The sequence below is a fragment of the Spirosoma sp. genome, from assembly GCF_026391055.1.
Taxonomy (GTDB): domain Bacteria; phylum Bacteroidota; class Bacteroidia; order Cytophagales; family Spirosomataceae; genus Spirosoma.
In genome coordinates, this window is sequence record NZ_JAPLET010000015.1 from 665171 (window position 1) to 678719 (window position 13549).

Annotated in this window: 9 protein-coding genes and 2 pseudogenes; 4 read left to right on the forward strand and 7 right to left on the reverse strand. The window is 51.0% G+C overall.

Annotated features, from left to right (window positions below; all coding sequences use genetic code 11):
* Positions 1 to 31: 31 nt before the first annotated feature.
* The 5 genes from NT073_RS08235 to NT073_RS33330 all read right to left on the reverse strand — a co-directional run bounded on the left by NT073_RS08235 (position 32) and on the right by NT073_RS33330 (position 7826).
* Positions 32 to 3181, reverse strand: coding sequence for an efflux RND transporter permease subunit (locus NT073_RS08235; protein ID WP_297371557.1), 3150 nt, complete (start codon positions 3179 to 3181; stop codon positions 32 to 34).
* Positions 3182 to 3201: 20 nt separating this feature from the next.
* Positions 3202 to 4305 carry an efflux RND transporter periplasmic adaptor subunit gene (locus tag NT073_RS08240; protein ID WP_297371560.1) on the reverse strand — a complete coding sequence of 368 codons (1104 nt, stop codon included), beginning with the start codon at positions 4303 to 4305 and terminating at the stop codon, positions 3202 to 3204.
* An 11-nt stretch (positions 4306 to 4316) separates the two neighbouring features.
* Positions 4317 to 5675, reverse strand: coding sequence for a TolC family protein (locus tag NT073_RS08245; protein WP_297371563.1), 1359 nt, complete (start codon positions 5673 to 5675; stop codon positions 4317 to 4319).
* A 44-nt stretch (positions 5676 to 5719) separates the two neighbouring features.
* On the reverse strand, positions 5720 to 6349 hold the full coding sequence (locus tag NT073_RS08250) for a TetR/AcrR family transcriptional regulator (RefSeq protein ID WP_297371566.1): 630 nt from the start codon (positions 6347 to 6349) through the stop codon (positions 5720 to 5722).
* Between the two features lie 172 nt (positions 6350 to 6521).
* Positions 6522 to 7826: a zinc-dependent metalloprotease gene (locus tag NT073_RS33330; RefSeq protein WP_366107234.1), complete on the reverse strand. Its 1305-nt coding sequence runs from the start codon at positions 7824 to 7826 to the stop codon at positions 6522 to 6524.
* 120 nt (positions 7827 to 7946) lie between these two features.
* Here NT073_RS33330 and NT073_RS33335 point away from each other — a divergent pair.
* A pseudogene (locus tag NT073_RS33335) lies at positions 7947 to 8051 on the forward strand (hypothetical protein); the annotation flags it as partial.
* A 171-nt stretch (positions 8052 to 8222) separates the two neighbouring features.
* Here the strand turns inward: NT073_RS33335 and NT073_RS33340 are convergent.
* Positions 8223 to 9053, reverse strand: a pseudogene (locus tag NT073_RS33340) (DUF5117 domain-containing protein); the annotation flags it as partial.
* A 138-nt stretch (positions 9054 to 9191) separates the two neighbouring features.
* Positions 9192 to 9701, reverse strand: coding sequence for a DUF4293 domain-containing protein (locus tag NT073_RS08260; protein WP_297371571.1), 510 nt, complete (start codon positions 9699 to 9701; stop codon positions 9192 to 9194).
* A 147-nt stretch (positions 9702 to 9848) separates the two neighbouring features.
* Between NT073_RS08260 and mnmD the strand changes: the two genes are divergently transcribed.
* From mnmD to NT073_RS08275, 3 genes are all read left to right on the forward strand, one after another.
* Entirely contained in the window at positions 9849 to 10520 is a 672-nt protein-coding gene (gene mnmD / locus NT073_RS08265; protein WP_297371574.1) for a tRNA (5-methylaminomethyl-2-thiouridine)(34)-methyltransferase MnmD, read from the forward strand.
* Positions 10521 to 10646: 126 nt separating this feature from the next.
* Positions 10647 to 11237 carry a DUF255 domain-containing protein gene (locus tag NT073_RS08270; protein ID WP_297371577.1) on the forward strand — a complete coding sequence of 197 codons (591 nt, stop codon included), beginning with the start codon at positions 10647 to 10649 and terminating at the stop codon, positions 11235 to 11237.
* Between the two features lie 143 nt (positions 11238 to 11380).
* Positions 11381 to 13402: a M13 family metallopeptidase gene (locus NT073_RS08275; RefSeq protein ID WP_297371580.1), complete on the forward strand. Its 2022-nt coding sequence runs from the start codon at positions 11381 to 11383 to the stop codon at positions 13400 to 13402.
* The last annotated feature ends 147 nt before the right edge of the window (positions 13403 to 13549 follow it).

Below are 13549 nucleotides of genomic sequence, written 5' to 3' on the forward strand. Positions count from 1 at the left end.
CACAGGCGGCTCTTCCAGTTCATTACTTACATTATACTTCAGCGTGTTTTGCCGATACCGGCTTGTCTTTTTTACCCGTTATCCGGCCATAGAGCCGACGCATACCGTTAAAAGCATTCTCAAACGTCAGATAAACTGTTGGCACCAGAACCAGCGTCAGCAACAGGGAGCTGATCAGACCACCGATGATTACCCAGGCCAGACCATTCTTCGATTCTGAACCGTCGCCCGTTGCCAGCGCCATCGGTAACAGACCAATGGCCATCGCAATGGTTGTCATCAAAATGGGGCGAATTCGTTCGCGACCTGCTTCTACGAGGGCATCGACGGTACTTTTGCCTTCTTCCTTCTGCTGGTTGGCAAAGTCGACCAGCAGAATCGCGTTCTTGGCTACCAGACCAATCAGCATGATCATCCCCAGCATAACGAAGAAGGAGATGGCCTGCTCGGCCAGCGCCAGGGCGAGGAAGGCCCCGATAATGGCCATTGGAATGGAGAACAGGACAACGAACGGCCGGAAATACGAGTTATACAGGGCTACCATCAGCAGATACACGAACGTGATCGCCAGACCCAGGGCAATACCCAGGCTGCTGAATGCATCCGACTGCCGCTCCAAATCACCTTTGAGCTGGTAGGTTACGCCACCCGGTAGTTGCTTGGTCTTGAGTATGTTGTCAATTTCTGTACCCACGGTACCCGTTGGGCGGCCAACCACGTTGGCATTGACAAACAACGAGCCTACCCGGTTGTAGCGGGTCAACTGTGTGGCTCCCGTACCCAATTCAAGATCAGCAATCTGACGGATTTCGATCAATTTGCCCTGTCCATCCGGCACGGTCAGGTTACCGACATCATCCTTGCTCTGGCGGTTGAACTTGTTGAGTTCGACCCGTATGTCATAGTCGCGGCTGCCAACCCGGTACTTACTGTCTGTATTTCCCGAGAAGGCCGTTTGGAGCGTAGCCCCCACATTGGCCACCGAAACACCGTACTGCGCCATTTGGCGACGGTCCAGATTCACTTTAAGTTCGGGCTTTGGGTCATCGACGGCAAGCTCAACGTCAGTTGTGCCGCTCACCGATTTCACCACCTGCTTCACAACAGCGGCTGCCTGTTGTAGATCCTGTTGTGAGTTGCCTAACAACAGAATCTGAATCGGGGCTGCGTTGGCACCACCCGTAATGCCCACCGGTGCCGATTTCACGTTCAGGCCGGGCGTTTTCATGATCTGGGCTTTCGTCTGAGCGGCAAACTGTTCGATAGAAATCGCCCGCTCTCCTTTTGGCACGATGGTAACCGTAATCTCGGCTTTATGATAAGGCGTCGATCCCAGACCACCACCCGAAGCCGAGCTGGAATACCCAACGTTGCTGTTGACTTTCGTAACCAGTTTGTTCTGCATCAGCTGCCTCTCGATAACCTGACAGATGCGGTTCGTTTCGGCCAGACTGTTGAACGGTTCTCCCTCGATCTGTACGATAAATTCGCCCTGATCACTCTGTGGGAAGAAGGTAGTACCAATAAAACCACCGCCTACGAGACCGAATGAGCCGATCAGCAACGTAATGGCCGTAAGATACACCCAGCGCTTATGACCCAGGCCCCAGACTAGCAGTCGGGCGTAGCCGTGCTTGAGTGAGTCAAATTGCCGCTCGAACCAGGCCAGGAACCGCTTACCGGGACTACGACCGCTGAGGTCCGTTTCTTTAGCGAATCGCGAAGCCAGCAGGGGCGTAATGGTGAACGATACGACCAGCGACATCAGCGTGGAGAAAACGACGACCAGCGAGAACTCCCGGATGATGTTCGCAATCAGTCCCTGTACGAAAACGAGCGGCAGGAACACCACTACGTCAACCATTGTAATAGCGAGGGCCGTAAAGCCAATTTCATTCCGTCCGTCGAGCGAGGCCGTTCGCCGGTCTTTGCCCATTTCGAGGTGGCGGTAAATGTTTTCCAGAACCACAATGGAGTCATCGACCAGAATACCAACTACCAGCGACAGCGCCATGAGCGTCATCAGGTTGAGGGTAAAGCCCAGCAGATACATCGGCACAAACACCGAAATAATCGACGCTGGTACCGATACCATCACAATAAAGGCGTTCCGGATACTGTGCAGGAATAGCAGCATCACCAGCGCTACGAGCACAACGGCAAACTCAAGGTCGAAAATAACCCCGTCGGCCGATGCCAGCGTATAGGTCGATGAGTCGCTGGTGACTTCGAACTTAAGGCCGATGTTAGCGTACTTTTTCTCGATGCTACCCAGAATACCCCGTACCTGCTGGCTAATGGCCACTGCGTTGGCGTCGGTTTGTTTCTGGATAGAGATACCGATGGATTCGCGCCCGTTGATGCGGTTGATTGTTGTGGCGTCCGAAACGCCGTCAATCACCGTGGCTACATCTTGTAATGCCACCTGCGTGCCGTTCGTCGATGTTATAAGAGCCGCATTCCGTATCTGGTTGATGTCCGTAAACTTACCGGCCAGCCGAATCGCGTATTGCGCCTGATCCGTCTCTATGCGACCGGTTGGGTAGTCGAGGTTGGCCGAGTTGACCGCCTGCGTTACCTGCGCCAGCGAAAGGTTATACAGTTTCAACTTGTTAGGATCAACACTGATCCGGATTTCGCGCTCGCGTCCACCCGTTAAGGTCACCTGACCAACGCCGTCGACCTTCGTCAGCTGCGTCCGGATCTGATCATCGACCAAGTCATAGAGCTTGGTCGCTTCCAGATTGGCCCGAACTCCCATCCGAATAACGGGAACGTCGTCTGTTGAGAATTTTTGCAGCGTTGGCGACTCTACTTCATCCGGTAGCTGCGACAACACGGCGTTGACTTTTCGCTGGGCATCCTGCAAAGCCTGGTTTGGATCGGCACTGGCGCTCAGCTCAATCTGAATAACAGAAAGTCCTTCCTGACTGGTTGAGCTAATGTTTTTCAGGTTTTCAAGCGACGATACCGCATCTTCGAGTTTACGGGTTACCGAGTTCTCTACCTCACCGGCGGCTGCACCAGGATAGGTCGTAATGACGGTTACAACGGCCGCGTCGAATTTAGGCAGAAGGGTATAGTTGAGGCTTTTATAGGATATAATGCCTAACAGACCCAGGACCGTAAAAGCCACGACAACCAGCGTTGGGCGTTTTATGGCTATTTCAGTTACTGACATGTACTAGTTCGTTTTAGGGTTTACGGATTGACCGCTACGGATGTGTCTGATTTACTCGCCCCGGCAGCCCCTGAGCTGACCGTTACTTTAGCACCGTTACTCAAATTCAGCTGGCCATTGATTACCACGGGTTCCCCCTGCTTCAGCCCTTCCAGCACCTGATACTGGTCGCCGTTATCGTAGCCAAGCCGGATTTTACGCAATCGGGCTACGTTATTCTGCACCACATACACGCTGGCACTATCGGCACCGCCAACCAGTGCCCGGCGCGGGATGAACAAACCGGCAATTCCCTGTTTGAAGGTGAAGCTGGCGTTGGCCAGTGTTCCCGCTTTAAGCTGGTTTTTGTTGTTATTCGTCAGGTAAAGTTCAACCGGGTAATTATGCAGGGCATCGCCTTTCGGGCTGATGTAATGCACCGTTCCGGAGAAAGTCACGCCCGGAAAAGCCTGAGCCGTAATGCGGGCTTTGTCGCCGAGTTTAAGCTGGTAAACGGCCTGCTCCGGTACATTGACAACCAGTTTCAAGTCCTGAAGGTTGATGACCGATGCCAGCACCGCACCCACGGCAACATATTCGCCATTCTCCACTTTCTTGTCGTACACATAGCCGCTGATGGGGGCCACCACCGCACCGTTGCCCAATACCCGTTGCTGCTGTTTTTCGTTCAGCAAGGCCGTAGCGTACTGGTCTTTGTATTTCTGGTAGGTTTCCTGGGTGACAGCTCCGCCCTTAAGCAAACGCTCGTAACGTTCCATTTCGCGTTTGGCATTTTCTACGGCCGTCTGGTTGTTCTGAACCACAATGCCCTGAACGTCATCCTGCACGTAACCCACCTGCTGGCCTTTTTTGACATAGGTGCCCAGTACCAGCTTAAAGTTTTGGAGTTTCCCCCGTGTCTCGGCAATGATATCGCCTTCGTTCTGAGCGGCTACGGTTCCCAACAGCGACAGACTCTGGTCCAGGCGCTCAAAGGAAACGGGCGTCACATCGACAACGGGCGTTGTCTGAAACTGAACGGACGACGTTTTTGCCGCGTCAATATCTTTTTTGTTGTTGATCAATCGGAAAGCAATCAGCGCAATCAGGGCAGCTACCGCTCCAATAATTAATAGTCGTTTCATGGTAACTGGTTTTATTTTTGAGTGACGTATTGAAGAATAGTTCCCTGTGAATTTTCGTAATCTAAACGTGCCTGATACAGACTAATGAGTCTATTAGCCAAATTGTTCTGAGCCGTAGTCAGAGCATCTTTAGCGTCAATCAGTGTGACGGATGTCGCAATGCCTTCCTTGTACTCAAGTTCAGTAACGGACAGGATTTTGCGCGCTAGTTCGATGTTATCGCGTTCGCGCTGGATGTCGATGACCAAATTTTGGTAGCTGACCTGTGCGTTACTCAAACTCAACTGAGCCGACTCGCGCGCCAGAAGCTGCTGGAGCCGCAGCGTTTCCAGGTTCAGCCGATTTTCCCGATCCCGATATTTACGTTGGTTGCCATCGAAGGGCGTCCAGTTGAGCGTCAGACCAATAGTCGAGCTTTTGAACCAGGGCAGACTTCCATCGAAAAAGCTGAACGTTTGTCGCTGGGCGTTGGTGGCATAAGTGCCATATAGTCCCAGTGACGGAAAATACCCCCGGTTGTTCGATTGCCTGTTAAGGTCCTGCAACTGGGTGTTCAAAACCAACTGCCGGAAATCGGGCCGGTTCTCGAAAAAACGACTGTCGGCTGCGGGCAACTCATTCACCTGTAACTCCTTTTCAATCTCCAGTGGCTGAAGGGTTAGCGTTTCGCTGAGGGGCATTCCCATCTGGTACTTCAGTTGGTTGATAGCCTGCTCGTAACTGCGGTTCGACTGCTCCAACTGCGACTGTAAATTGTTGCGATTCAGTTGGATACGCCCAAAGTCAATCTCGCGGGTTGTACCATTCTTTAACCGAACCTGTTCCTGCTGCAACAGCGTATCCGACGAGTTCAGGTTGCGAATGGTCAGGCGTTTCTGTAAATCAATGACAAGGGTTTGGTAATAGGCATTGGCGATGTTATAAGCCTGGGTTTGTTCTGCCTGTAGCGTAGCCTGTGCCTGTACCTGGGTCGAAATTTTAGCCGCTTTCAGGGCCAGTCCAAAAGAAGGGTCGAAGAGCTTCTGGTCTACTCGCCCGGTTAGCGTGGAGCTATACTGGGTACCGAATTGAACGGGTAAGAAGGTGCCGGGTTGACCAAAAAACTCGCCGGGTAGCAGCTGCACCGGAATTTTAACGTTGTCGAGTACGGATCCGGATATCCCCACCTGTGGGAGATTTCGCCCGATAACCTGCTGTGTCTGGGCCAGCGATATTTGCTCATTGACCCGCGCTATTTTAATATTCGGGTTATTAGCCCGTGCGTACTCAACGCACTGAGCGAGCGTAAACCCTCCCGGGGGTGCCGTCTGTGCGTTGGCCCACGTAGCCAGTGCGCTCAGCATCAGCAGCATCAGGGTAGTTTGCTTCATGCCTTTCATTCTGTTTGGGAATCTATATCTAGTGAAAAATGGAATTATAAGCTTCGGATAAATCGGCGGATAGCGCGTTCAAATAACTGGTCTGGTTGTTTAAAGAGGGCTACCATTTTCGGGTCGTGTACATCTTCAAGAAGTTTGGCTCCCTGCTGCGGCTGAATGCTGGTGATCAGGTTGATGTATCCCTGCATTAGGCAGAACCAGCTGAAGATGACTTCGCCGATGATCTCTGTATCTTGGCTAACGGCTCTGAAAAGGCTTTCGATTTTCTCTTTGGCTTCTTCCATGCCTTCACGAACCATCTCCCGCTGCTGCTCCATGCGTTCGGGGTTATGCATCAGCCGGTACACTTCGGGCTGCTCATGGGCAAACGCCCACTGACGCATCGACAGCCGGACAATTTTCTCTTCCGGGTTTAAGTCCATATCCAGAATAGCATCGAACACCCGACGGTTTTCGAGATGTCCCTCCTTAACAATGTTGAGCAGTACATCTTCTTTATTTTCGAAATGCTCGTATACGATCGGGGGCGTGTAGTCTATGGCGTCAGCTATGCTTCGGATCGTGACGGCATTCCAGTCCTTCTCGCGGGCAATTTGGCGGGCGGCATCTAATATTCGCTGGCGAATCTCGGCTTTCTGCCGGATACGGCGGTCAGTAACGCTCATTTTCTAACGTCTTTCAAATTTTCTAACAAAGATAGATTTTATTTGTTTCGTGAAAATCAATTTTTTTTAAAATCACCTAAACGGCTGTTTATAAACGCCGAAAGGCTATAACCTTCGTCTGAAGGTTATAGCCTTTCTTTAAATTATACTAAACTGTCTTTTTCTTTACCGACTACTTCCAGTCGCATTCGGGCGCGAGCCATTCCTGGCCTGGATCGATAGGAGCGCCGTCTGGCGGAGCGGGTGTTGCGGCTACCGGAATGGAGGATGGGTTTGTTTCGTACTGGGCTATTAGCCAGTATAAATAGTCGCCGGTAGCACCCGGTGAGGCTTCTGTTGACAAGGAGCTTCGGGCGGGTAAATTGATGGATGGTTTTCCTGCGTATTGGCTTTTTATACGCATGATTCCCTCATGGGCTGATGCCCGTACGGCGCCGTCCAGGTCTTTATCCACGGCTAACTGCATCAAACTTTCCAGTACTTTCCGCTGGAGCATCCGACGGATGGCACCGGTATAGGTAAAGTCTTTAAGCGTCTGGCGGTAGGAAGCAGAACTACGGTAAGTTGTTGTGATCAACTGATCGATGACCTGATCGAGGCTTGGTAACGTACCATTGACAATTGACTGCTGGCTGGCTAACCGGGCGCAGCGTTCGGGGTTTAATAACATCCGAAGGGTCATGCCAGCCGCAGCTTCGGGTGGTCCCATCGGGTCGAACGTAATGCCGGTCCGACGTTTGAAAACTTCACGCGGATTCGGGTCGTACCGGAAAGGGCGAGGGGGAATCATGGCTAACACCGGTGCCGGTACGGCCAGAAAAGCCGGGTCGATAGTGGCCATCAGTGCATCGATCGCCCGTTTCTGCTCGGCTGCCGGAACGGCTGAAAGTACCGGCTGTCCATCGCCCCGCAGCGCATTGGTATAGGTTTGTCCGCCTACAACCTTAGCCGCTGACTCCACCTGATACCGGTGGAACATGTACATGGGAACGAATACTTCTTCCAAAGTCGCCATGGGGGTGCCAACCGGGATTTTCTTCTCGGAGAAATTCGCCAGTGCTATCCGACGAACATCGGATACCCGCTTCAGTTCATCGACGGCATTGGCGCCGTTATCCCAGAGGTGTGTACCGGGGTGCGACGAGCCTTCGGGCCGGGCATCCTGATCGGTCAGGAAGGTTAGCCCCGCTTTATGCATGTCGGCCACTACTTTTTCCAATGCCTGTTTTTCATCTGTTCCGGCCGAAAACTGCTCATAACCGTAGCGGATGCTCCACTTGTCGTAGTCGCCGATCCCTTTGGCGTACGCATCCGACAGGTCAATGCTGGCTCCTTTAATTTTGGCGACCATCGTTGGGTAATCCATCACCGATGCCCGGTTCTGGGTACTGGCGATGTAATTGTGTGGCAAGCCGAGCGTATGGCCTACTTCATGTGCAGCCAACTGCCGGAGCCTGTCGAGCGACATCTGCAACATTGGGTCCGACGTTGGACTGGCCGCGCTGGCAAAATCACCCACCAGACCCTGCGCGATCAGGTAATCCTGCCGAACCCGTAACGAGCCCAGCGTAACTTTTCCTTTGATGATTTCGCCGGTACGGGGATCTATGATGCTGCCGCCATACGACCAGCCCCGCGTAGAACGGTGAACCCACTGCACCAGATTGTACCGAACATCCATGGGGTCGGCATCGGCGGGTAGCAGCTTCACCTGAAACGCATCTTTATAACCAGCCGCTTCAAACGCCTGATTCCACCAGGCCGTACCTTCCATCAGTGCCGAACGAATGGGTTCCGGCGTGCCGGGGTCCAGGTAATACACAATAGGCTTTATGGCTTCGCTAACGGCCGCCGACGGGTCTTTTTTCTCCAGCCGGTGCCGGGAAATGTACCGCTTCATGATTGGCTGGCTCACGGGCGTGGCATAATCAAAATACTCGATGCCGCCGTAGCCAATGCGCGGGTCGAACAGCCGGGGTTTATAGTTGGCATCGGGAAGCTGCACAAAGGAATGGTGCTGGTGCATGGTCACGGCCGAGGGCGTTGGCACCACTTCGCGTAGATAAGCCCCCGGATTATCGCCGGTGAGGGTAATAATGGTTTCAAACTCGGTATTTTGTGGGAAAGCTTTCGTACGGGGGAGGTACATCGAGCTGCGGGCCGGGTCGAACCGAAACACACCCTGTTTTGTGCGGGCAATGGCCTGCACGGCTCCTACGGCATCCTGTATCAGGAAGGGCGTCAGGTCGACCAGGACTTTACCGTTTTCTTCGGCCACGATATCGAAACCCGCATGAACAGATTTAGCGAACGATTCTTCGACCGCCCGGCGTTCGAGTTGATCGTTTGTAATAGCACGATACGCATAATTGGGTTCGATGAGCAGTACTTTAGGACCTGTCCGCTGAAATTTTACAACGTGTTCCTGGCCTAACCGGCCCCGATCGAGGCCGATATCATTGGACCCAACGCCCTGCGCCAGCGTTGGATAGTACAGAAATTCGGTGTCGAATGAGGAAATTTCGAGCCAGATTTTACCTTTTTTCGCATCCCAGTAATAGGTCATGAAACCGGGGTTGCGCTCCATGCCATTGGTAAAGGTGGCGATGTTTGCTGATGCACCAGTCGTACTCGTTGGCTGCGCCTTGAGCAGGAAAGAGATGGTAAGAAATAGATAAAGAAATGGAAGTACCTTTTTGTACATGTTGACGTGAGGTTGTAATGCAGGGCCAAGTTACGGCAAAAGCGGGTATAGGCAGTAGATATGCTTATAAAAGGATAGCCCGTCAATACTTTCTGTGGTATTGACGGGCTATTGTAGTTATTTGTTGAAGCTGTATCGCTATCGCAAACGGTCTGATCCTCGTACCAGCTTTTCGTCTCGACGGATGAATCGGTTAGCGAGTGCATTGAAAAGCAGGGCACCCACAATGGCGTAAAAGCCAATGAGGAACGTTCCCTGATCGGCAGGATTGCCGAATTCCTTCCCAGCGTATAACGTCCGGTAGAGTATAATACCCATGATGGCGGTCAGCATTAGGGCGTTCACTGCACATAGGGCCGTTTGAGTAAGCCGATTTTTAAACTGAAAAATAGCATACAGAGAAGATAGGGCTACCAAACCCAGCAATAGGCCTAAATACCAGACGGACACTTCGAAAGTAACAGGAACTGATTGAGCTGGAACGCCCGCCTGTGGCGCAACTGCTTTCTGCTGACTATACTGTAAAGCCGTTAGTTTTGCTGTTTCGAGTGATTGAGTACCTATTTTTTCCCAGATTGGATTACTGAGTGCGATGCCCATGGCAACGACAATAAGAAACAAAAATATCGTTTGAACGCGTTGAATCATTGTTGATTTGAATGAATAATGGATACGAGTCAGTGAAAATTGGTTGATGCTCTCGAAGTGCGGGGAATGCCTGATCGCGTTGCTGACAGCTATCTTCCAATAGTCATTACTGAACTAGACGCAAAAATAGGCCAAAAACGACAGATAATGAAAGCAGATATTCGCCTGATGGTAACCGCCGATGGGTCGCACACCGCCGTTAATCAGGCACTCGATAAGCCATACCACTCCATTCATGGTGCCTATCAGGAGTCGCAACGTGTTTACATCGAGCTAGGTTTGCTGCCAGCCTTCGACAAATTTCCTGACACCGATCTGCGTATTTTCGAAATGGGCTTCGGCACAGGTTTGAATGCCTTATTGACGGCTCGTGAAGCCCAGGTGCACCAAAGGCGTGTGTTTTACTCCGCTATCGACGCCTATCCAATGGCTTTAGAAGACGCCCGTCAGCTTAATTATGATGCATTTTTTGGTACCGATTACCTACCCCAACTTCATGAATCGCCCTGGAACGAGCCCGTTGATATAAACTCCAGCTTTACGCTAACGAAATATGAAGGTAACGTACAGGATATGGTTCTACCTGAGCGGTTTCATGTCATCTACTTTGATGCGTTTGCACCAACGGCCCAACCCGAACTCTGGGAACCGGAAATCTTCGAAAAAATGGCCCATTTATTGCTGCCGGGTGGTATGTTAACGACCTACTGTTCGCGGAGTTACGTGCAGCGCAATATGCGATCTGCCGGGCTTAGCGTGGAAAAACATTCCGGGCCTTTACACAAACGGGATGTTATCCGGGCCGTAAAAATGGGTTAACCGGACGGCATTTTATGGTTGCCCGAGTCGTTCTGAAAACCTTTGCCGGACTTGACATTAAAATGGCTCCCTGTTGCTAATTTTATGAATCCCCGTTCGTTATTTACTAAACTAACAATAGCCCCAATGAATCGTCTGCTTCTCTTTTTCGCAGCTTTTGTTTTGCTCACGATCAGCGCATTTCGGACCAATTTGCCTATTGAGCCAGCCATAGTCAAACCTCCTGCCGAAGCCAGGCACATCAACTGGCTGACTATTCAGGAAGCTTATGCTCTGACGCAAAAGAAGCCGAAAAAATTTGTCGTAGACGTGTACACCGATTGGTGCGGCTGGTGCAAAGTGATGGATCGGGAAACTTTCTCGAAACCCGCTATTGTCGATTATGTAAACGAGAATTACTACGCTGTTCGGTTCAACGCTGAGCAAACTGGCGATGTAACCCTGGGAAAGCAAACCTTTAAGTACATCAGTGGTGGGAGCCGGGGTGTTCATGAACTGGCCGCTGCCTTGCTGAAAAATCAGATGAGTTACCCAACGACGGTCTTTCTGGATGAGAAATTTAATCTGATTCAGCCCATCGCCGGTTACTTGGAGCCAAGAACGTTCCACCAGATCATTACCTATTTCGGGAAGAACTACCATCAGAAAGAACCATTCGATCAATACAAAACAGGGTCATACAAAGAATATCAATCGTCACTGACAGCAGGCAAATAAGCAAATACCTGATAGGAACGCGGGTTGAACAGGTGTAGCGGATCAGAGCGGATTTATCTGCTTTTATCCGTTACACCTGTTCAACCCGCGTTCCTATTTTTAGTTAAATTTGTATCCTTTCATCAACCTCAACTGTCGATACAATGACAAAACGAGTAAGTTTTATAGTGACAGGTGCCCTGGCTATTGCCTTCATGGCTGCGGGGCCCCGAAAATTTATTGATCCGCAAAACATGGATTTATCGGTGAAGCCCGGCGATAACTTCTATCAGTATGCCAACGGTAACTGGCTTCGTCAAAATGCTATTCCGGCTTCCAAAACCTCGTGGGGCAGTTTCAATGAACTTCGGGATAAGAGTCTGGATGCCATGAAAACCCTGCTTGAAGAGGCTGCCAAGACTACGACAAAAGGTCGGCTGTATCAGATGGTAGGCGACTACTACATGAGTGGAATGGACAGCCTGACGATCGAGAAGCGTGGGTTTGATCCCATCAAACCGGAACTGGCGCGTATCGAAAAAGTCAATAACAAAGCGGCTTTCCTAGACGAGCTGGCTTATCAGCGGACACAGAGCAACGGCATGTTATTTGGTTTTTTCGTCAGCCAGGATCGTAAAAATGTTTCCAAGTACCTGCCGCAGTTTAGTCAGGGTGGAACCACGTTGCCCGACCGCGATTATTATCTGAAAAATGATGCCCGCAGTGTAAAGATCCGGGATGCATACCGGGACAACCTGACCAAAATGTTTGGCCTGATTGGTGAGGAGCCAACCCAAGCTTCGCAGGATGCCGATGTGGTTATGCGGGTAGAAACGGCCCTAGCCAAAGCCCAGATGCCCCGTGTGGAGATGCGCGATCCGTACAAGACGTATAACAAACTGACCATCGCCGACTTCAATAAACTTACGCCTGGTATCAACTGGACTGATCAGTTGACTAAGTTCGGCGCGAAAGGGCAGGATACTGTTCTGGTACAAAGCCCCGCTTTCTTCCGCTCGCTGGATAGTCTGGTAGCTGCTACGCCCATTGAAGACCTGCGGACGTACATGCGCTGGAACATTTTGAAAGGGGCCGCTCCCTTCCTGAGCGATGCGTTTGTAAAACAAAACTTCGCCTTCTCGAAAGTGCTGACCGGTCAGAAAGAGCAGACACCGCGCTGGCAGCGTGTGAGTGGGCTCATTGACAATTCACTGGGCGATTTGCTTGGGCAGCTTTATGTGCAGCGTTACTTTAAACCGGAAGCCAAACAGCGCATGCTAACATTGGTCGGTAATCTCGAAGATTCCTACAAAGAGCACATCAAAAATCTCGACTGGATGAGTGAGGATACCAAGAAAAAAGCGCTCACAAAGTTAGTTTCTTTCAAGCGTAAGATTGGTTATCCCGATAAATGGAAGAACTACGATGGCGTTACCATTACCCGTAACGATTACTACGGTAATGTAAAGTCGGCCAGCAAATGGTCGTACAACTACATGGTTAACCGTCTGGGTAAGCCTGTCGATAAAACGGAGTGGGGGATGACCCCGCCAACGGTAAACGCCTACTATAATCCCGTCAATAATGAAATAGCGTTCCCGGCGGCTATCCTACAGTTTCCTTTCTTTGATTTTGATGCCGACGATGCCATTAATTATGGTGGTATCGGAGCGGTGATCGGCCACGAAATGACGCATGGATTCGACGACTCAGGCCGTCAGTACGATGCCGACGGAACTCTGCGTGACTGGTGGACCAAAACCGATGCTGATAACTTTAAGAAACGGGCCGATCAGGTAAAGGAACAGTTCTTTGGCTTCAAGGTATTGGACTCAATCAAAGTAAACGGTCAGTTGACCCTTGGCGAAAATCTGGCCGATCTGGGCGGGCTGGCCATTGCCTATGATGCTTTTAAGAAGACGGCACAGGGAAAGTCGAGCGGTAAAAAGAGCATGATTGATGGCTTCACACCCGATCAGCGTTTTTTTCTGTCGTGGGCACAGGTATGGCGGATCAATGTTCTACCCGAAACGCAGGCACAGTTGATCATGACCGATCCCCATGCGCCGGGAGTCTACCGTTGCAACGGACCTCTGGCAAACATTAATGCATGGTACGAAGCGTTTAATGTGAAGCCGGGCGACAAGATGTATAAGAAACCGGAAGACCGGATTAAGGTCTGGTAGAATTGACTTGCAGAATAAAGAAGACCGCGCCAGCTTTATCAGGCGCGGTCTATTATTTGTAAATAGGAGCAAATCGTTCGGTGAGGTCTCGAAGCCACTATACCAATGAGGGCTTTATTTGCGTAGATTTCTCCGGTTAAAAGCTTA